The organism is Rhodococcus sp. FG69 (genome assembly GCF_057808915.1).
Map to the genome: position 1 here is coordinate 42345 of NZ_JBMDIX010000028.1, position 18381 is coordinate 60725.

The window sequence follows — 18381 nt, forward strand, 5'->3', positions numbered from 1 at the left end:
CCTACGTGATGGTAGCCAGGATAGATATCGCCTTCGTCTCGGACGCTGCGCGTCGGGGCAGTGCTTTTCGTATCCGAGAGCCAACCCGTTAACGTTACTGCAGTGAGCACTATCCCTTACTCCGACGACGTCTTGGACCCATCCGTCTCGCTGCTGCAGCTGATCGACGTGAGCAAGATCCTCGACGTACCCAAGTCCAGGGTCGAGCAGATGCTGCGCGAACGCCAACTGCTCGCCGTCAAGCGCAATCGCGTACCCGGTGTTCCCGAGGTGTTCTTGAACGCCTCGGGCCGACAGATCGTCAAAGGTCTTCCGGGTCTCCTTGCCGTGCTGCACGACGGAGGGTTCGACGACGAAGAGATCCTGAAGTGGCTGTTCGAATCGGACGACAGTCTCCCCGGGCGGCCCATCGACGCGATGCACGGAGATCTCATGCGCGAGGTGATCAGGCGCGCGCAGGCGATGGCGTTCTGAGCGCGTTCCACCCGGTGGCCACGAGAGCAGGACCGGCTACCGACAGACGTCGCACGCGCGACACCCGTGCCCGTTCGAACAACACACGGTAGCCGCCGTCCTCGACCTCGCGGAGAATGCCGCCGTACAGCAGGAGGGCGGTGCGCATGCCGGGGCGGACTCGCGGATCCAGAAGCTCGATACCGGGCTCGGCGATGCGGTAGATCGCCCGAGTGTGTGCGATCAGATGAGCCAGAGCGCGGTCCACTCGCTGGTCCGTCCGGGCCCGAAGACGGCAGGATCGAAGGAGCTCCTCGTCGACGCCGAACGCGGCTAGTTCCTCCGTCGGCAAGTAGATGCGATCGCGGTCGAGATCTTCGCCCATGTCCCTGATGAAGTTGGTCAACTGGAATGCCTCGCCCAGTGCGGCTGCGGGCGCTTGGGCGTCCGCGCTCGTAGCGCCCAGGATCGGAAGCATCTCCAGACCGATGACCGCTGCAGATCCATACATGTACTCGGACAGCTCCGACATGGTGCGGTATCGAGACCGAAAGACGTCTGTGCCCGGGATGTCCATCCGCATCGAGTGAAAGAACGCATAGAAGTACTCGTGCGGGATGCGGTAGCGCTCGACAGTGTCGACGAATGCTCGCAGTACCTGGTCCGAGGGACTGCTTCCGAGCGTCTCACCGTTCAGTGCCGCCCGGACACGCTGCTCGAGCACATCGACCTCCGCGCCTGCGCGCTCGTCGGCCGGGGCGAGGTGGACGTCGGCTGAGGGCGCCTCCGTGAGCGAGCCGTCGACATCGACGTCGATGATGTCGTCCACCATGCGCGCGAATCCGTACAGGGCGTGCACCCCGGCCCGCCTGTCCACCGGCAGAAGCCGTGTGGCCAGGAAATAGGTCTTTCCGTGACGGGCGTTCAGGTCACGGCATAGCTGGTAAGCAGCATGCAGCGACGGGTCGATGGCGTCGAGTTCACCCACGGTCGGACGTACTCCTCTGCGGATCGGCGCGTTGCTCGTCATGTTCGGCCGATGTCGACGGTTTCCCGCGCAGCCGCAGCGGGTCCACCCGCGTCAACGACAAGGCGGCCACCACCGCGGCGAACGTCGCGAGCGCGACGTGGGCAACCGTATAGAGCCCTATGGAACCATCGGGCCGGAAGACGAGCATCAGCCACGCGGACAGACCGACGAGGATCATCAGTGTTCTCGTCGAGAGGGCAAAGCCCGCTGCCAGCGCCAGCGGCCACGAGTAGTACCACGGCAGCGCAGCCGGCGACAGGACAACGATCGCTACCAGGGCGATGACGATCCCCTTGACCGCGTCGCGTTCGGTTCTGCGGTAGAGCCACCAGGTTGTGACGATGATGATGGCCAGTGCGACCGCACACAGCATCCGCGTCACCTCGAGGACAGGGCCGAGGCGCAAGTCGAGGAACCACGAGGTGCTGACGGTGACCAGGTGCGCGAGGATCGTCGGTAGCGACAGCCAATTGATGATCTTGGTCGACCCGGACAATGCTGTGAGCCAGCCGATCCCGACGCCCGCGATCACGGACGACATCACGAAGACGGCGGCGAACACGCCGGCGCCGGTGCCGGCTGTCTTGGCAAACGACCGGATGGGAGACATCGGCTTTCTGTTCTCGGCGATGGCTTTGTCGCGTTCGTGAATCATCCAGATCCACACCATGAACGGAAGTGCCAAGCCGGCGGTCGCCTTGATCGCGACCGCGACGGCCACGAGCGCGATTCCGCCGACGTGCCGTCGCTCGAGAACCAGCACGATCCCGGCGGTCATGAGGCCGACCATCAGCAGTTCGTTGTGTACTCCACCGATGAGGTGAATGAGGACGAGCGGATTGAGAACTGCCAGCCACAGTGCGATCGCCGGCTTGCCGCCCATGTGAGACGCCAGCCTTGGAACAGCCCACACCATCAGTGCGAGCCCGGGAAGCATGGTGAGGCGCAGCAGCATCGTGCCTGCAATCACGTTGTCACCGGTGATGCTCGTGATCGCCCGACCGAGAAGAAGAAAGAGGGGGCCGTACGGTGCGGTCGTCGTCGTCCAGACATTGCTGACGTTGTCGAGAAGAATTCCGGGGTTGGCAACTGGGCCCACGGCGTACGGGTCGAATCCGTCACGGAGCAGTGCACCCTGCGCGAGGTAGGAGTACGCGTCGCGACTGAACATCGGTACCGCCAGCAGCAGCGGTGCTGTCCACGCGGGTACGACCCATCCGATCTCTCGAACGGTGGTTCTACCGCCGAGGGTCGCTCGCCCGAGTCGGACCCAGGCGACGATCATCAGAACGACGCCGAGCCATACGATGATGCTGGAGAGGATGAGACCATGACCGAAACGAAGCCATGACAGATGCATGGCTTCGAGCAGCGGGTCCTGACGCCTCACACTGCCTGCGCCGAAGCCACCGAAGGTGATGAGCGCGGCGCCGACCATACCCAGAACCGCGGCGTGCCCTTCTGGGCTGCGCAGGAACAGGGACAGATGTCGAACAGAGGACCTGCTCGGCTCTGCGGAGGGTGACGCGGTGTCGTGACTCGGGTCGGACCCGGCTGTGCCGGATGCTGCAGGACCCTGGACCGAGGACATCGCGGTATTCATCCTCCTCTCGGTGTCGCGCGGTGATGGCGGACGACGGGTGAACGGGGGGTTCACAGTCGATGGCCGCAGTCAGTTTAGTGGGTAGACCTAGTGGATCCGAACCATCCCGGTCCCCGCCGGTATGTCACGGTGTGCCGTAGATGCGCTCCGCGGCCAGTTTGCCCGACACGAGCACGGTCGGCACGCCGACGCCTGGTGTCGTGGCCGATCCGGCCAGGACCACGTTGTCGAGTCCTCGAACGACGTTCTGTCTGCGGAACGGGCCTGTCTGGCGGAAGACGTGAGCCGAGGAGAACGGGCTACCGAGGAGCATTCCGCGGTCGGCCCACGTTTGCGGCGTATCCACGCGATCCACGGTCATGGTCGTTACGTCTGGGTACCCGCGCCGTTCCAACTCCTGCTGGATTTCGCGGACGTAAGGATCCTGCAGTCGAGGCCAATCGAATGGTGCACTGCCGAGGTTCGGGCACGGTGCCAGCACAGACACCGGCTCGCAGGGCTCGCCGCCACGTTCGACGAGAAGCGACGCGTCGGTCACTGCAGGCCGAGTGATGAGCAGTGAAGGGTCTTCCATGAGCGCGCCCCGCCCCCGGCGAGCTGTGATCCGCGCGAACGTAGACGCCCATTCCGCACCGAAGTCGATCGTGTGATGCGACTTCGATGGCCACGTGTCGGTGATGCGAGTGGGGACCGTTCCGTGAAACACGACAGCCGACGGTGACACGGTCCCGTATCCACGTCGTCGACCGCGAGACGACACACCCGCACGGTCGAGCAGGGCGTCGACGACCGGTAGATCCGGAGTCAGGACAACTGCGTCGCACACGTAGTCGATGCCGTCGTTCGTGCGTACTGCAGTTGCTCGTCCTCCCTCGACCTGAATGTCGGACACGGCGGCGCCGGTGACCACAGTCCCACCGTTTCGGGTCACCGCGTCGGCCATCCCGGCGGCAATGGAGGCCATCCCGCCTGCCGGGAAGTACACCCCTAGCGAGGTATCCATGTGGGCGATCGCTCCGTACACGGCAAGGGCTTTGGCCGGAGCCATACCCGCGTAGAGCGCTTGAAACGTGAACACGCGGCGCAACCGCTCGTCCTTCAAGAATGTCTCCACCCGAGGGCCGAGTCGGCCGAAACCGCCGAGTCGGGTGAGGGTGAGAGTGTCGCGCAGCGCAGCAGACGAGGAGACGAGATCGAGGGGAGAGTCGAAGTTGGAATCGATGTAGCGGTCGAACTCCGCGTCGAAGATCGACGCCAGCCACTGCCGAAGCGCCCGATACCCTTCCGCTTCAGCAGCGCCGCACTTCTTTGCGACTTCCTCTGCCATCGCCTCGGGGTCGGAATAGACGTCGATGGAGGTGCCGTCGGCGTAGCGCGTGTGGTAGCTCGGCGACAGTGCACTCAGCGAGATCTTCGGTGAGACCGTGTCGAAGGATTCTCCGACGGCGGCGAGAGCAGATTCGATGAGATCGGGCATCGTGAGAACGCTTGCACCGTTGTCGATCTCGTAGAGAATCGAACCGTCGTCGCCGGGCACGGGGTACACCCCGACTCGGCCGCCGACCGTGTCCTCTCGCTCCAGGACCGTGACGTTTCGGCCCGCGCCGATGAGGTGTAGGGCTGCCGAGAGTCCGGCGAGGCCCGCCCCTACCACTACGATGGAGTCAGTCTGTCCGCTGATGGAACGCACGTCAGCCTTTCGTCGTTTCCAGCCGATCAATGTCAGTACGTTCGCTGCGTTGCGGCGATCGCCATGTGTCGTAGTCGACTCGCTGCCTGTGTTTCCACGGCACCCGCGTCCAGTGTTGCCATCGCCCGCTCGGTCAGGTCCGAGATACGTCGCTCCACGTCGGCGACGGCTCCCACGTCGGTCAGGGCCGCTCGCACTCGGCCGATTCCGTCCTCGTCGAGGTGCGCGTCGCCGAGGCTCGTCCGCAACAGAGCCGCGGATCGAGGATCGGCCTCGTCAGCACGGGACATACCCGTCGCCATCAGCACGGTCCGCTTGCCCTCGCGGATGTCGTCGCCGGATGGCTTTCCGGTGACCGCAGGGTCGCCGAACACTCCGAGCAGATCGTCCCGAAGCTGGAATGCAATACCGATGTCCGTGCCGAACGAGCGGTACGTGGAAATCAGGTCGGGGGATGCGTCGGCGAGTACGGCGCCGAGATGAAGCGGGCGCTCCACGGTGTATGCGGCAGTTTTGTAGCGGTTCACCCTCATGGCAGCCTCCACCGACTCGTCCAGACCGGCCTCGGCCTCGATGTCGAGGAGCTGACCACCGAGTACCTCGGTTCGCATCGCCGACCAGACAGGCGAGACCCGAGTGGCCGCATCGGCGTCGATTCCGGATTCCCGGAGCATGTCGTCGGCCCAGCACAACGCGAGATCGCCTAGCAGAATCGCTGCCGATTCGCCGAAGCGGGCGGAGGAGCCGGACCACCCTGCATCACGGTGGCGGTCGGCGAAGCCGATATGGACTGTGGGAAACCCACGCCGGGTGATCGAGGCGTCGATGATGTCGTCGTGGATCAACGCGCACGCCTGAACCAGTTCGAGTGCCGAGCACGCACGGATCACCGAAACCGCCTGGCCGCTTGCAGGGTCGCCTCCCGCGCCGAGCCACGCGGTCCAGGCGAAGGCAGGACGAATGCGCTTGCCGCCACGGAGGACGAATTCGGTCAGCTCCTCGACCGCCGCTACGTAGCCACCACCCACGACGGCAACATGTTCGCTCCTGGATTCGAAGAACTCGATCAGTGCCGACTCGACGAGTTCACGTGGTGTCGACGTGCCACCCGCGACAGCGGTGACGAGTCGACCGTGTGGGTCGGTGGATTGAGCCATGGTCAGTTTCCCGGACAGGAGATCCTCCAGTCGATCCGAAAGTGCGTGGATGCTCTTCAACTTTAGCTGCCGACGTGGCGTGCACCGTCGGTGCTGGGTCGTCGTCGCCGGTGTCTGCAGAGGAACCTATGATGAGGCAGTGACATTCGATGCCGTCAGGGGGCGGTCGAGCGACGGGTGGGAGACTCGAACTCCCTCCATAGTCGACCGTCTGCGCACTGATGCGTCGGCGCCGATTCCTTTCTCGGTGGAGTTCTCACCTCCTCGGGACGAGGCCGCGGAGGCCAGACTGTGGCGTGCGGTGCGCGAGTTCGAGCAGATGCGGCCCGCATTCGTGTCCATGACCTACGGCGCCGGTGGGTCGACGCGCGATCGGACGGTGCGTGTCACCGGACAGATCGCAGAAGAAACGACTTTGCTGCCGGTCGCCCACCTCACCGCGGTGTCGCACAGTGTCGACGAGCTCCGGTCGATGGTCGGCGCTTACGCAGACCGCGGAATCTCGAACATCCTCGTGCTCCGCGGCGACCCACCGGGTGATCCCCTCGGGCATTGGGAGAAGCACCCGGAGGGTGTGGAGTACGCGGAGGAGTTGGTCAGTCTCGTCCGAGAGCTGGGCGACTTCCATGTCGGTGTCGCGTCGTTCCCCGAGGGGCACTATCGCGCGGTCGATCTCGACCAGGACACGCGAGTTCTGGTGGACAAGCTTCGTGCGGGCGCCGAGTACTCGATCACGCAGATGTTCTTCGATGTCGACGACTACTTGCGCCTGCGCGATCGAGTGGTGGCGTGCGATCCGGAGCAGGGTGCGAAGCCCATCATTCCTGAGATCATGCCGATCACGTCGCTGCGTACCGTCCGTCGCGCGCTTGCACTGTCCGGTTCCGCACTTCCCAAGTCGCTCGACGACCGTTTCACTGCGGCAGCAGGGACCGGGCCTGAGGAAGACCGGGCAGCGGTGCGTGAAGTCGGCATCGCCTTGGCGACAGAGATGGGTGAGCGCCTCATCGCCGAGGGTGCTCCGGCGCTGCACTTCATCACGTTGAACTTCGCGCGGGCTACTCGTGAGGTTCTGGCCAATCTCGGTCTCTGCGCAGCGAGGGTCTGAGCGCCCCTCGCAATCGACTGGGCCGGTGGTGGGGCCTAAAGTAGTGGCCTTCCCTTCCATCTGGTCGATCCGTTTCGGTGTCGTCGCATCGAATTCACGGTGAGCGCGCCGTAGATCGCGACCGAGAGCGGATGCGCTGTCGAGACGATCGTGGTCCGGAGCAGCGAGGTTTCGGCCCTTGATTCTGCGCGTGCGGACACCACTCGCGCCGCGACGGCGGCGAGATAGCCGCCGATTCCCCATGCTCTTGTCGCCCCCGCTCCGAATACGGCAGCTAGGGGCGGGGCGAGATAGGCCAGCGAGATCGTGCCGAGAACTGCGGTAGATCCTACCGGCCCTCCGTAGGCACTCCACAACCAGCGTGTATATCCGTCGCGGACAGCCGACCAGCCGTCGTACATGCGGCAGCGAACGAACCCGCCGCCGGACACCAGCACGGTGCGTTCCCCTGATCGGCGCAGGGCGCGCGCGATATCGAGGTCCTCGGTCGGACTGTTCGCGACGCAGTCGTGCCCGCCGATCGAGCGATAGGCCGCCGCGTCGAACATCAAGAATTGTCCGCAGGCCACCACCGTCGACGGCATGGATGACGCGTTGGCTGCGCGAATGGGAAGAGTCGACATCCAGGAAAAGCTCAGCAACGGCTGCACGAGTGCTTCGGCGAGGGTGCCGGTCTCCTGTCTCGGCCACGGGCTGACAAGAGCTGCTCGGCTGGAACGCAACTCCGCTACCGCGGCTGCGACTGCGCTCGTTTCGAGTCGGACATCGGCGTCCACGAACGCTATGCAGTCGATGGGCTCGGCGAACGCGAGTTCGCCGAGCGTGCGACATGCGGCTGCCTTGCCGGTCCACCCGGCAGGGGGGTCGGATTCGGAACGAACGAGACGGAATCGTGGGTCCGATCCGATCACGGAGGCGGCGGCATCGAACGTGCCGTCGGTCGACCCGTCGTCGAGAACGATGACGCGCAGTCGGCGGCACTGGGTTTGGTCGCGCAGGTCGCGGAGCAGGTTCGGTAGTCTCGGGGCTTCGTTCCTGGCCGGTATGCACACGACGATGGAGGCATCGGCGTCTCTGTCGGGACGTTGAAGTGCGCGTAGCGTGCGTGCATTGACGATGGTCGTCGCCGCGGACAAGCCGGACAGGACGGCACCGGCCACGACTGCCCGGCGCGTGAGCACCGCGACATCGATCACGCAGAAGTGTCGCGACTCGGAACTGTCTCCGAGGTCGCCGAATCCCGGCGTCGGACGGGAGGATTGCGCGTCACCCAGGCCATAGCGCCGACGATCGCGGCAACGCCGATGGTGACGCCGCCCACGATTCCGGCCCACCCCGCGAAGCTGCGGGTGTTCGGATCCGGGTAGTTGACCTCGGCACGCATCGATGTCACTTCACCCGCGGGGAGCTTCCAGGTGATGATGTTGTCGCCGTCGCGAGTGCCGTTCGTCGTCCCTATCCGAGCGGGAAAGGCGATGGTGAACTGCACGTCGGTGCCTTGGACCGGAACGGACTGCAGGTCCGCCTTGCCGTCGAGAGTCACCGTGTCGCCGGACCGTTGCAGCACCAACTGGTAGCTTCCGATCGCCTGCTCGGACATCGAGCCGAGGGTTTGCACGTCACCGAAGGACAGGTCGCTGAATCGCGCCTCGCTGCCGACGTACCCATCCTGCCGGTACTCGCTGACACGAATCTTGTTCGCCAGCGACGACGGCGCAGTCAACTGAGGTCCGGTGTCGGAATCCGAAGTCGGTATTGTCGCCGCGACAATCTGACCCGAGACCCGATCGTCGGCCGAGACGCCCATCGACACCTGCGCCCGGAGGCAACCGGTCAGTAGCGGCGCAATGAACAGTGCCAGCGCGAACGCGGACAGTAGTCGGCGACGGTTACGGGATCTACCTTCACAGGATGTCGACTGCACAGCGACATCGTGCCAGACGAGCGACGGCTTCGACGTCACGGAGGTGCTCAGAGCACAGGCGTGGCCGGGCTCGATCTCCGTTCGAGGATCCACGCCCACAGCAGCGGGACGCCGACGACTCCCATGACGACGAACCCGTATACGGCAGAGAACCGCAGCTCGGGTCCGGTAAGCAGAACGGCGTGCGCGAGCGCGGATCCAAGCCAGGTCCACACGAAGAGAACGATGGGTACGGTGTCGGACTCCGTGGGCTGCATCCGGCGCGTCGGACGGAGCGGAGCTGCAGTGTCGCGTTCCGTGACGGCCTCCAGGATCGCGGCCATCAGCAGCGCAACCAGGAACCATCCGAAGTAGTTACTGATCGGAATCGACGGTAGGCCTGGCAGTCCGGTGATCGGTGACGTCCACGTCCACTGCCCGTCGGTCACCATCTGGGTGTCGAGGTACAGGTCCCAACCCACCATGCCGATGGCCGTGAAGATCACCCGGTGGATCGCAGTCTTCGTCGGGGATGCGCCAGTTCTCTTCAACACGTAGGTCACCGCACACCAGACCGGGTAGAAACCGGCAGTCCATGCCAGCGGAACCACCGCAGGTACGCCGACGATTCCTGGCCCGAGGCGGTCGGTGGCGTAGTAGTAGCTCCCGAACGGAAACCCGGTTGCCGTGCCGACCATCTCCGCTGCCAGACCGATGCCGGCAGTGACGACGAACATGATGGCAGCCCACTTCGGGCCGCGCGCAACCACGGCGTGCGTGATTGCGGCCGCAGCCAGGAAACCGACGACGGCGACAGTGACCAAGTCACGGGCCGACCCTGACACGAGTGGGTAGACGATCTGCGCACCGATCGCACATCCGGCAAGGGCAACGACAACCTTGTTCATCGGACGCGTTCGCCGAGCCAGCGACGGACACGGCCGGCACGGCTGTCCGCGATAGCGATTCTTGCTGCGCTTCGTCCACTCGCGGCCGAGACGCCGCCGCCCGGGTGAGTCGATGCGCCGGTGAGATAGAGCCCGCGAGCGCCCGGGACCCGGTGCTGGGCAAGCTGTGGAATCGGGCGCCACATCATCATCTGGTCCAACGACATCTCCACGTGCATGATATTTCCTCCGATCATCCCCAGTTCGCGTTCGATATCCGTGGGCGACTGAACATGCCGGTGCAGTACCGATTCGCGAAAGCCGGGAGCGTACGACTCCAGCTGATCGACGATTCGGTCGGCCTCGGTTTCGGCGAGGTCGCCCGGATGCACGTCGTTCTCGGAGTTGCGCCACTGCCTTCCCCCCGACAAAGTATGCGGGTGCCATTGCGACCATAGCGAAATTTGATGCTCGCCCTCCGGTGCCACACTGGGTTCGATTGCGGTGAAAGACATTCCGAGAACCGCTGGCTGTGGGGGCAACTCGCCGGCGAGAGCGCTGCCGTGAGCGAGACGCAACTGGGCGCGGTCACGGACGAGCAGTTGCAGGCCCGAGGTCGCGGACTCGGCACCCGGGTACCGGGGGAGTGCTGACGTCGCGAGGCGGACGGCCATCCCGAGTCCCGGACCGACGCGGATTCCTCGACGCCAAGATTCGATCTGCCGAGGATCGTGACCACCGGCCGCCAAGAGGTCCAACGTGGTCAGGATGTGGCATCCCGCGACGACCATCTTGCTGCGAACCATCCGTCCCGATCGGGTTCGCGTAGTCCAGTGGTCGAGAGAGGGCGTCAACGATTCGACGGCGTCACCGAGCGTGACCTGGCCGCCGTCCGTCTGCAGTTTCGATATCAGTGCCTCGACCAGCGCGCCGCTGCCACCGACCGCCCGAGCCGGCGGAACAGTGTGCATCAGCGCAGCGAAACCGACCATCGGCGCCGTTCCCGGCTCGGACATCGGCGGACCTGATTGAGCGCCGAACCACGCCAGCGCCGCCTTGAGTCGTTCGGACGAGAACAGCTCGTCGAGCAGGGCGTCGCCGGTGGTCAGGAATTCGCGAGACAGAGCGCTGCCGCCGGCTGGGGCGTCGAGTCCCCAGAACGAGCGAAGCAGATTGCCGCCTGACGGTGGCGCTGAGAATGCTCGCATCGTCCGCGCGCTCCGAGGTCCCCATTTGTCGACGAATCGACGGTAGGCGCGAGCATCGGCGCCGCCGCACGCCCGCGCCACGGACTCGCACGTGGCGTCAAGGTCTCGGTGAAAGACGATGGCAGGCTCATCCGTTCCCGGTGCACCCGGTGCACATGCCCACGGGTCGCATTCGATGTACCGCAGCCCGTGGTCGGACAATGCCAGTTCTTCGATGACCCCGGTATGACGAACCATGATGTGCGCCGACGAACCCCTGTCGACGCGATGGCCGGGGAAACGTTCGACGGAGGACACTCCGCCGCCCGCGATCGAATCCTTCTCCAGGACCTCGACGGACAAACCGGCGGCGGCGAGATAGCAGGCAGAGGTCAGGGCGTTGTGGCCGGAGCCAACAACCACAACGTCGATCACCGCTCCAGGCTATAGGTCAGTGTCGAACACCGAGGTGGAGGCTCATTCGAACGGTAGAGAGCGAGCGAGGACGGCGAAAGGCCGCCGATCTCCGGCGAACGTGAAATTCCGTAGAACGTCCTCGAAACCGAGTCTGCGATACAGACGCCAGGCCCGATTGTTCTCGCCCTCGACTTCAGGTGTGGAGAGCAGCACGCTACGTTCGGGCCGACCGGAGAGCAGACGGCGGGTCAACGCGTCGCCGAGTCCGTGTCCCTGCGCACGTGGGGACACGTGTAACTCGGTCAGTTCGAAGTAGTCGGCAAGGATGAAGTCGGCGTGCTCGGCACTCACACCTGACCTCAGCAAACCGTCTCGGACCTGCTGATGCCACCACTGATGGCGCGCTCCTCGATACCCGTATGCGACGGCCACCAGCGGGGACTCCTCAGTGGGGAGGATGGCGCCGACGCCTCGCCATCCGGGTCGCAGCACATGCTCGGACCACATCGGCGCGCGGTGGTATTCGGTGCCCTGTGGGTATCCCATCGCGTCGACGTAGATCGCCAGCGCCTCGGGGAGTCGTCGGCGGATCTCCTGGGCGGACAGGTCGACCAGGTACGGGGTCGTTTCCGCATCGGTAGCGACTGTTCTCAACCTTTCCTTGACTACTTGTCGGTGTGCACAGCTATATTGAATATGTCGAACGGATGTTCGATGTCGGTGATCCGGCGATGACTCCGAGGGAAGCGGGGCTCGCTGGACCACCGACCATAGATCGTCGTCGACGTCCGGACGTGTCGGATCTGCAGTACCGAACGACGACTCCAACGGGAGGTGTTCGAGTATGGCCACGAAAGTTCTTGCCGAAATGCGTCCGCCGGTGTCGCCGCGTGCGCGAGTTCTACTCGGTCGAGCGGATGCGTTGCTGTCCGGTTCTGTCGGCGCGGACACGGTGTCCGATCAGTTCCTCGACTGCTACATGGCTGCCTTGCGGGGCGCCGCCGCGATTCTGGAAGCGGCGCCGATCTCCACCTCGCGCGCTCGATCGCGTAGCGCGTGGGTCCTTCTGGCCAAGGCGGCTCCTGCACTCGAATCCTGGGCCGAGTACTTCTCCGGGTTCTCCGCCACGAGGGCTGCGCTGCAAGCGGGTGTGTCGCGGTCGATCGATGCGAGCGCGACGGACGAGTTCTACCGCGAGGTCGGGCGATTCCTTCACGTGGTCGAGGACTTCATCGGTGCCGAGTCTCGGCTCGACCGCGTTGCCTCCTATCCACGATCGATGTCCGCCTGAAACGTCCCGATACGGTGTGTTCTGTACGTGCTGATGCCGAATCTGCGTCCGAAGGTTCGTCGGAAGCATCCGGTTCTTGGGCAGGACTTGATCGCTGTACAGGGAAACTTTGGACATTCTCAGGAACACATCGACCGAGTAGGTGGTAAGCAGTCGATTCTGCTCGTATTATTGACAACAGGTAGCCGCCAAGGTCAGCTTCCCGTCGTTTCGCACCCGAAATGACTTTCAATATCTGTGCAGGGGGAGGTACCGTGCCACTCTCCGAGCACGAGCAGCGCATGCTCGACCAGATCGAGAGCGCTCTCTACGCCGAGGATCCCAAATTCGCGTCTCACGTGAGAAGCGGCCGTATGCGTACGGCTTCGAGCAAGCGTCGCTTTCAAGCGGCGGCTTTGTTCGTCTTGGGGCTTGTTCTACTTGTTGCCGGGCTGGCGTTGCCGTTCAAGCCCGGTGGATTCCCGGTCGTCAGTCTTGTCGGCTTCGCCTTCATGTTCGGGGCCGGGGTTCTGTTTCTACTCGGTGGGCCTGGGAAGGGCGGATCGGCGCCACAGGAAGACGCTTCGTCGAGCGGCGCAGCCGACTCGAGGAACTCAGGGCAGAAGCCCAAGCCGAAAACCGGGCGCAAGGGTGGCGGTTTCACGTCGCGGATGGAGGATCGTTTCCGACGGCGATTCGAACAGGAGTAGTCGGCCCAGCCCGGCTGGTTCCAACTGTCCATAAGCAACGTTCGAGAAGCATGAAGTACATATCGGGCGCTCAGTAGCACGAGAGCCAAGCCACGAGAGCGGTGCCTACCTAAGGGTAGGCACCGCTCTTGTGGTTTTTGGTGTCGGCATAGCTGTTTCGGAGCACGGGCGCCTCTGATTCAGGTCTCTTCGCCCACCTCTCCCCACCCGACGGCTGCGCGGAACCCTTGATCCCCACTTTCACCCACCGCTACGCCATTTCTCGGTCGCCATGCCTCGCATGCGTTCATGAGCTGGAGTTTTGCGGTACGGCCGGATGGCGCGATGTGTTGCATCGGGTCGCTGTCCTACTCCCGGGAAAAGTTTCTCCACAATGAACCACTAAGCTGACCTGCAGATCTTGGTTCAAATCCCAAGAATTTCTTCCTGCTGGGATTGATAGTGGGGGAAAGTGGGGTAAAGTGGTGACAGCGGAGAGAGTGGGAGGTGTCGAGTGTTTCTCGGTACCTACACGCCCAAGCTCGACGAGAAAGGTCGGCTCACCTTGCCGGCGAAGTTCCGTGAGGCGTTGGAGGACGGGGTGATGGTGAGCAAAGGGCAAGATCACAGCCTCGCGATCTACACCCGAGAGGCCTTCGCCGAAAAGGTCAGGAAGCTGACCGAAGCGTCACGCTCCAATCCGGTTGCCCGCTCGTACATACGGCAATTGGGTGCAGGTACGGACGAGCAGAAGCTCGATGGACAGGGACGCATCACCCTCAGCCCTGATCATCGGCGGTACGCGGATCTGGAACGCAATGTCGTCGTCAACGGTTCGATCGAGTTCATCGAAATCTGGAACGACGAGGCTTGGGCTCGCTACTCGGCCGAGAGTGAGCAGAGCTTCTCGGACGCAATGGACGAGTCCTTGGAAGGGATTTTGTAAACCGCCTTCGGTCAACAGTCGAGTGCCGCGAGGCCTCTGCCCGATCAGAACCCTGACGTTCTTCCCCAACGCCAGGTTTCGCAGATCAGGACCCTGACGTTCTTCCCCAACGCCAGGTTCCTATCGGACAGGGACCTCGACGCATTCGACACCATCATCTTTACCTACTGCGCGCTGAGCCGGAGGGCGCGCAGAAGCACGACCGGGAGGAATCATTGTGGAAGGCGAATCGACATCGCCCGTCCCGGACAGCGCTCGTCGGAAGCCCGGAGCAGCCGGAAGCTCGAAGCCCAAACACATTCCGGTGCGCCTCGAGCGCGCAGACCAATTGCTCGGCCCGGCTCTGACCGCCGCCGCTCATCGTGGCGAGTCGCCGATAATGATCGACGCCACCCTCGGTCTCGGTGGGCACTCGGAGCACTTCCTTCGGACGTACCCCACTGTGCGGCTCATAGGACTCGATCGCGATCCCGACGCACTGGAACGGGCACAAGCGCGACTGTCCGAGTTCTCGGACAGAACGACTTTCGTGCACACGACATACGACGGAATCGCCGACGCGCTGGAAAGCGCCGGGCTCGAGCCGATCGATTCGGTGCATGCCATCTTGTTCGACCTGGGTGTCTCCTCGATGCAGCTCGACGAGGCAGACCGAGGTTTCGCGTACTCCGTCGATGCTCCGTTGGACATGCGCATGGACCCGACTGTCGGCCTCACGGCAGCGGACGTGCTCAACACGTACTCGCACGGAGAAATCGCACGAGTACTCAGCACATACGGCGAGGAACGGTTCGCGGGTCGTATCGCCTCGGCAATTCTCCGGCGGCGTGAGTCGGAGCCGTTCACTACCAGTGCAGCTCTGGTGGAGTTGCTCTACTCGTCGATTCCAGCAGCCACACGGCGCACAGGTGGGCACCCGGCGAAGCGCACCTTCCAGGCATTGCGGATCGAAGTGAACAGCGAACTCGACTCGTTGGAGGCCGCGGTCCCTGCGGGTCTCGACGCATTGACCGTGGGTGGACGGGTGGTGTTCATGTCCTATCAGTCGCTCGAAGACCGGGTTGTGAAGAAAGAACTGGCACCGCGGATCAAATCCCGTAGCCCCGAGGGCCTTCCCGTCGAGCTCCCGGGAATGGGCCCGGAGTTCCGCCTCCTGACCAAGGGCGCCGAACGCGCGTCCGACCAAGAGATAGAAGAAAATCCGCGTTCGGCACCTGTGCGCTTGCGCGCGGCCGAGCGAATTGCGAGGAGATCGGCATGACAATTACCTCCAGTTCGCCACGTACGAAGCGTCGGCCTCGGTCTACCGGATCCGCGCCAGGATCGGGTCGCTCGGGGGCAGCCTCACGTGCGTACGAGCGTCGGCAGCAGCGTGCCGTATCGCTCGGCGGGGAATCGGTTTCCGGTAGTCATGCGACCGCGCGCACCGGACTGTCGACCACAGCAATCACTGCGCGTATTCCGTTCGTGGCGTTGATCATCGGGTTGTTGTCACTCGGTCTCGGGTTGACCCTTCTGCTCACGACGAGGTCGGCGGGGGACTCGTACGATCTCTCCGAAGCCAAATTGCAGAACGAGCGTCTCGTGCAGGAACGCGCTTCTCTGCAGCGTGATGTCGAACTGGCCGACTCCGCTCCCGAGTTGGCGCGCAAAGCTGCTGAACTGGGCATGATTCCGGCGTTGAACGCGGCACGGATCGTCGTGGGCGAAGACGGAGCGATCCAGGTGGTCGGTACTCCGGCGCCCGCGCAGGGCAACCCTGTTGCCCCGTTGGATCCGGTCGAGTCGCAGGGGACTTCGCAATCGTCGAACTCCGAGGCGCGAAATTCGTTGCAGCCGAGAAACCAGGCATCGAGTCCGGCGCGATCCGCGTCGGCACCGGGTGGGACCCGGTCTGCGAGTGGTTCCTCGGGGACCGTAATCCCACCAGTCACTTCCGCCACGCCGAACGCATCGAATAACGCGCCAAGCGCAGCCCTCGGTGAACAATTGGTTCCCATGAGCATCCCGTCGGCAAGTCCTTCGGATAGTCGGCAGTGACCAGGCCGACCACCGGGGCGCCTCGCCGTACGCCGTTGCCGCGAAATTCGGTGCGTGGCAACGCAACGGCCCAGGGCCGTCGCCCTGCGGCGTCCCGCAGGCAGGGAAGTCATCCCGTTCGTCCGCGTCCGCGCAGTCGATTCGATGCATCGTCCTTTGTCTTCCGAAATGGCTTCGGCCGAATCGTCATGTTCGGAGTTCTCGCTGTCGTTGCTCTTCAGCTGCTGTGGATCATGGGCGTCGACGGACACCGTCTGTCGGCCCAGGCGGCGTCCCAGCGCACGACGACACTCGTCGACCCAGCCACTCGCGGTTCCATCACGGACCGAAACGGCAAGCCGATCGCATTCACGATGGAAGCGAAAGCGCTTACTTTTCAACCTGTTCGAGTGCGCAAAGAACTGGACGAGGCGCGCGCGAAGGATCCGACCAAGCCTGCAACCGACGACAGGCTTGCCGAAATCGCCGCGGGAATCCACGACGAATTGGGCGACATCGCCAACGAGAAGGACATTCTCGCGAAGTTGAAGAGCGACGACACGTTCACGTACCTCGTGCGCGGGGTCGACTCGACGATCGCCACCGACATCAGTGAGAAGTTCGGCGAAGTCGGCCTCGAACGCCAGGACATCCGTGAATACCCCGGTGGATCGCTCGCCGCCAACATCGTCGGCGCCACCGGGTGGGACGGGCACGGTCTGCTCGGGCTGGAAGATTCACTCGACTCGACGCTGGCCGGAACCGATGGTTCGCAGACCTACGATCGGGGATCCGACGGGGCTGTCATCCCGGGCAGCTGGCGGGACAAGCAAACGGCAGTCAACGGATCCGGCGTCGAATTGACCATCGATGCAGACCTGCAGTACTACGTCCAGCAGCAGGTTCAACTCGCCAAGGATCTGTCCGGTGCGAAGAATGCATCGGCATTCGTGCAGGACGCGCACACCGGCGAAGTGTTGGCCATGTCCAACGACAACACGTTCAATCCTGGCATCGGGGTCGGCAACAACGACGCGAACAAGGAGATGGGCAACCTCGCCGTTTCCACGCCGTTCGAACCTGGCTCGGTCAACAAGATCGTCACAGCTGCTGCCGCGATCGAGTACGGGCTGACGACTCCCGACGAAGTCCTCCAGGTGCCCGGCAGCATCTTCATGTCAGGTGTCTCGGTCAAGGACGCATGGGACCACGGCGTAGCCCCGTACACATCGACCGGAGTGTTCGGGAAGTCTTCGAACGTCGGCACCCTGATGCTCGCTCAGCGAGTAGGCGAGGACCGGTACGCCGATATGCTTGCCCGATTCGGGCTGGGTCAGCGAAGCGATGTCGGACTGCCCGGTGAAAGTGCCGGAAGTGTGCCCAGCCGCGACCAATGGTCCGGTGGCACGTTCGCCAACCTGCCCATCGGACAGGGCCTGTCGATGACGTTGCTGCAGATGACCGCGATGTATCAGGCGATCGCGAACGACGGGATGCGCATCCCTCCTCGAATCGTCAAGTCGACCGTGGATCCCGGGGGCAACAGGACCGAGACGGAGCAGCCGGAGGGCGTGTACGTCGTGAGCCCACAAACGGCATCGACGGTTCGCGACATGTTTCGTGCGGTCACGCAGGACGACAACGGAAATCAGCGCGGTACCGGCGTCGCTGCAGGAATCCCCGGCTATCAGATCAGCGGCAAGACCGGCACCGCACAGCAGGTGGACCCGGCATGTAAGTGCTACTCCAACTCGAACTACTGGATCACCTTTGCCGGTATCGCACCGGCGGACGATCCGCGCTACGTGATCGGAATCATGCTCGACGCACCCACACGGAGCGCCGACGGGTCCGGTGGCCAGTCGGCAGCGCCTCTGTTCCACAACATCGCCAGCTGGATGCTTCAGCGCGACAGTGTTCCATTGTCAGCAGAGAGTCCGAAACTCGTCCTGCAGGCTGACTGACCCCACCGGCACCCTCAGCCGTGGGTCGGGGGTTCGACCGTCGAACACTCGCCGGTAA

General features: G+C 63.9%; 17 protein-coding genes. 8 read left to right on the forward strand and 9 right to left on the reverse strand.

What is annotated here, in order from left to right; translation table 11 throughout:
- The first annotated feature begins 102 nt into the window (after positions 1 to 102).
- Positions 103 to 474, forward strand: a complete 372-nt coding sequence (locus tag ACODSO_RS20240) for an Rv2175c family DNA-binding protein (protein WP_068381427.1) — start codon at positions 103 to 105, stop codon at positions 472 to 474.
- Here the strand turns inward: ACODSO_RS20240 and ACODSO_RS20245 are convergent.
- The 4 genes from ACODSO_RS20245 to ACODSO_RS20260 all read right to left on the reverse strand — a co-directional run bounded on the left by ACODSO_RS20245 (position 446) and on the right by ACODSO_RS20260 (position 5933).
- The gene (locus ACODSO_RS20245) at positions 446 to 1441 is read right to left on the reverse strand and encodes a phytoene/squalene synthase family protein (protein ID WP_489038516.1); all 996 of its coding nucleotides are present in this window, start codon (positions 1439 to 1441) and stop codon (positions 446 to 448) included. The two genes, ACODSO_RS20240 and ACODSO_RS20245, sit on opposite strands and share 29 nt — an antisense overlap.
- Complete coding sequence (locus ACODSO_RS20250; protein ID WP_068381422.1) at positions 1434 to 3074, reverse strand: alpha-(1->6)-mannopyranosyltransferase A; 1641 nt, start codon at positions 3072 to 3074, stop codon at positions 1434 to 1436. Before ACODSO_RS20250 ends, ACODSO_RS20245 begins: the two co-directional genes overlap by 8 nt.
- 136 nt (positions 3075 to 3210) lie before the next feature.
- A complete protein-coding gene (gene crtI / locus ACODSO_RS20255; protein ID WP_489038517.1) occupies positions 3211 to 4776 on the reverse strand; it encodes a phytoene desaturase family protein in 1566 nt (521 codons plus the stop codon).
- A gap of 32 nt (positions 4777 to 4808) precedes the next feature.
- A complete protein-coding gene (locus ACODSO_RS20260; protein WP_489038518.1) occupies positions 4809 to 5933 on the reverse strand; it encodes a polyprenyl synthetase family protein in 1125 nt (374 codons plus the stop codon).
- A gap of 139 nt (positions 5934 to 6072) precedes the next feature.
- Between ACODSO_RS20260 and ACODSO_RS20265 the strand changes: the two genes are divergently transcribed.
- Complete coding sequence (locus ACODSO_RS20265) at positions 6073 to 7041, forward strand: methylenetetrahydrofolate reductase (RefSeq protein WP_489038519.1); 969 nt, start codon at positions 6073 to 6075, stop codon at positions 7039 to 7041.
- Positions 7042 to 7076: 35 nt separating this feature from the next.
- Here ACODSO_RS20265 and ACODSO_RS20270 read toward each other — a convergent pair whose 3' ends face one another.
- Genes ACODSO_RS20270 through ACODSO_RS20290 form a run of 5 tightly spaced genes read right to left on the reverse strand, consistent with a single transcriptional unit; the run spans position 7077 to position 12089 of the window.
- Entirely contained in the window at positions 7077 to 8237 is a 1161-nt protein-coding gene (locus ACODSO_RS20270; protein ID WP_489038520.1) for a glycosyltransferase family 2 protein, read from the reverse strand.
- Positions 8234 to 8965 (reverse strand): LppM family (lipo)protein, encoded by a 732-nt coding sequence (locus ACODSO_RS20275; protein WP_489038521.1) that lies wholly within the window; start codon positions 8963 to 8965, stop codon positions 8234 to 8236. The genes ACODSO_RS20270 and ACODSO_RS20275 overlap by 4 nt, the downstream gene beginning before the upstream one ends.
- Before the next feature lie 47 nt (positions 8966 to 9012).
- Positions 9013 to 9852: a carotenoid biosynthesis protein gene (locus tag ACODSO_RS20280; RefSeq protein ID WP_489038522.1), complete on the reverse strand. Its 840-nt coding sequence runs from the start codon at positions 9850 to 9852 to the stop codon at positions 9013 to 9015.
- Complete coding sequence (locus tag ACODSO_RS20285) at positions 9849 to 11453, reverse strand: phytoene desaturase family protein (protein WP_489038523.1); 1605 nt, start codon at positions 11451 to 11453, stop codon at positions 9849 to 9851. Before ACODSO_RS20285 ends, ACODSO_RS20280 begins: the two co-directional genes overlap by 4 nt.
- A gap of 42 nt (positions 11454 to 11495) precedes the next feature.
- Positions 11496 to 12089, reverse strand: a complete 594-nt coding sequence (locus ACODSO_RS20290; protein ID WP_068381441.1) for a GNAT family N-acetyltransferase — start codon at positions 12087 to 12089, stop codon at positions 11496 to 11498.
- Between the two features lie 190 nt (positions 12090 to 12279).
- Here ACODSO_RS20290 and ACODSO_RS20295 point away from each other — a divergent pair, with 190 nt between their 5' ends.
- From ACODSO_RS20295 to ACODSO_RS20320, 6 genes are all read left to right on the forward strand, one after another.
- The gene (locus tag ACODSO_RS20295) at positions 12280 to 12726 is read left to right on the forward strand and encodes an SAV_6107 family HEPN domain-containing protein (RefSeq protein WP_489038524.1); all 447 of its coding nucleotides are present in this window, start codon (positions 12280 to 12282) and stop codon (positions 12724 to 12726) included.
- 254 nt (positions 12727 to 12980) lie between these two features.
- Positions 12981 to 13415 (forward strand): DUF3040 domain-containing protein, encoded by a 435-nt coding sequence (locus tag ACODSO_RS20300; protein WP_489038525.1) that lies wholly within the window; start codon positions 12981 to 12983, stop codon positions 13413 to 13415.
- A 493-nt stretch (positions 13416 to 13908) separates the two neighbouring features.
- Positions 13909 to 14340, forward strand: coding sequence for a division/cell wall cluster transcriptional repressor MraZ (mraZ, locus tag ACODSO_RS20305; protein ID WP_068381401.1), 432 nt, complete (start codon positions 13909 to 13911; stop codon positions 14338 to 14340).
- Between the two features lie 298 nt (positions 14341 to 14638).
- Entirely contained in the window at positions 14639 to 15601 is a 963-nt protein-coding gene (rsmH, locus tag ACODSO_RS20310; protein ID WP_489038546.1) for a 16S rRNA (cytosine(1402)-N(4))-methyltransferase RsmH, read from the forward strand.
- Positions 15598 to 16380 (forward strand): cell division protein FtsL, encoded by a 783-nt coding sequence (gene ftsL, locus ACODSO_RS20315; RefSeq protein ID WP_489038526.1) that lies wholly within the window; start codon positions 15598 to 15600, stop codon positions 16378 to 16380. The genes rsmH and ftsL overlap by 4 nt, the downstream gene beginning before the upstream one ends.
- On the forward strand, positions 16377 to 18323 hold the full coding sequence (locus ACODSO_RS20320; RefSeq protein ID WP_489038527.1) for a peptidoglycan D,D-transpeptidase FtsI family protein: 1947 nt from the start codon (positions 16377 to 16379) through the stop codon (positions 18321 to 18323). The genes ftsL and ACODSO_RS20320 overlap by 4 nt, the downstream gene beginning before the upstream one ends.
- Positions 18324 to 18381 lie beyond the last annotated feature (58 nt).

Bases quoted from the DNA above. Each gene is read 5' to 3' on its own strand.
- ACODSO_RS20280 (WP_489038522.1), bottom strand. From the start codon at position 9,852: ATGAACAAGGTTGTCGTTGCCCTTGCCGGATGTGCGATCGGTGCGCAG.
- ACODSO_RS20295 (WP_489038524.1), top strand. From the start codon at position 12,280: ATGGCCACGAAAGTTCTTGCCGAAATGCGTCCGCCGGTGTCGCCGCGT.
- ACODSO_RS20260 (WP_489038518.1), bottom strand. From the start codon at position 5,933: ATGGCTCAATCCACCGACCCACACGGTCGACTCGTCACCGCTGTCGCG.
- ACODSO_RS20250 (WP_068381422.1), bottom strand. From the start codon at position 3,074: ATGTCCTCGGTCCAGGGTCCTGCAGCATCCGGCACAGCCGGGTCCGAC.
- ftsL (WP_489038526.1), top strand. From the start codon at position 15,598: ATGACAATTACCTCCAGTTCGCCACGTACGAAGCGTCGGCCTCGGTCT.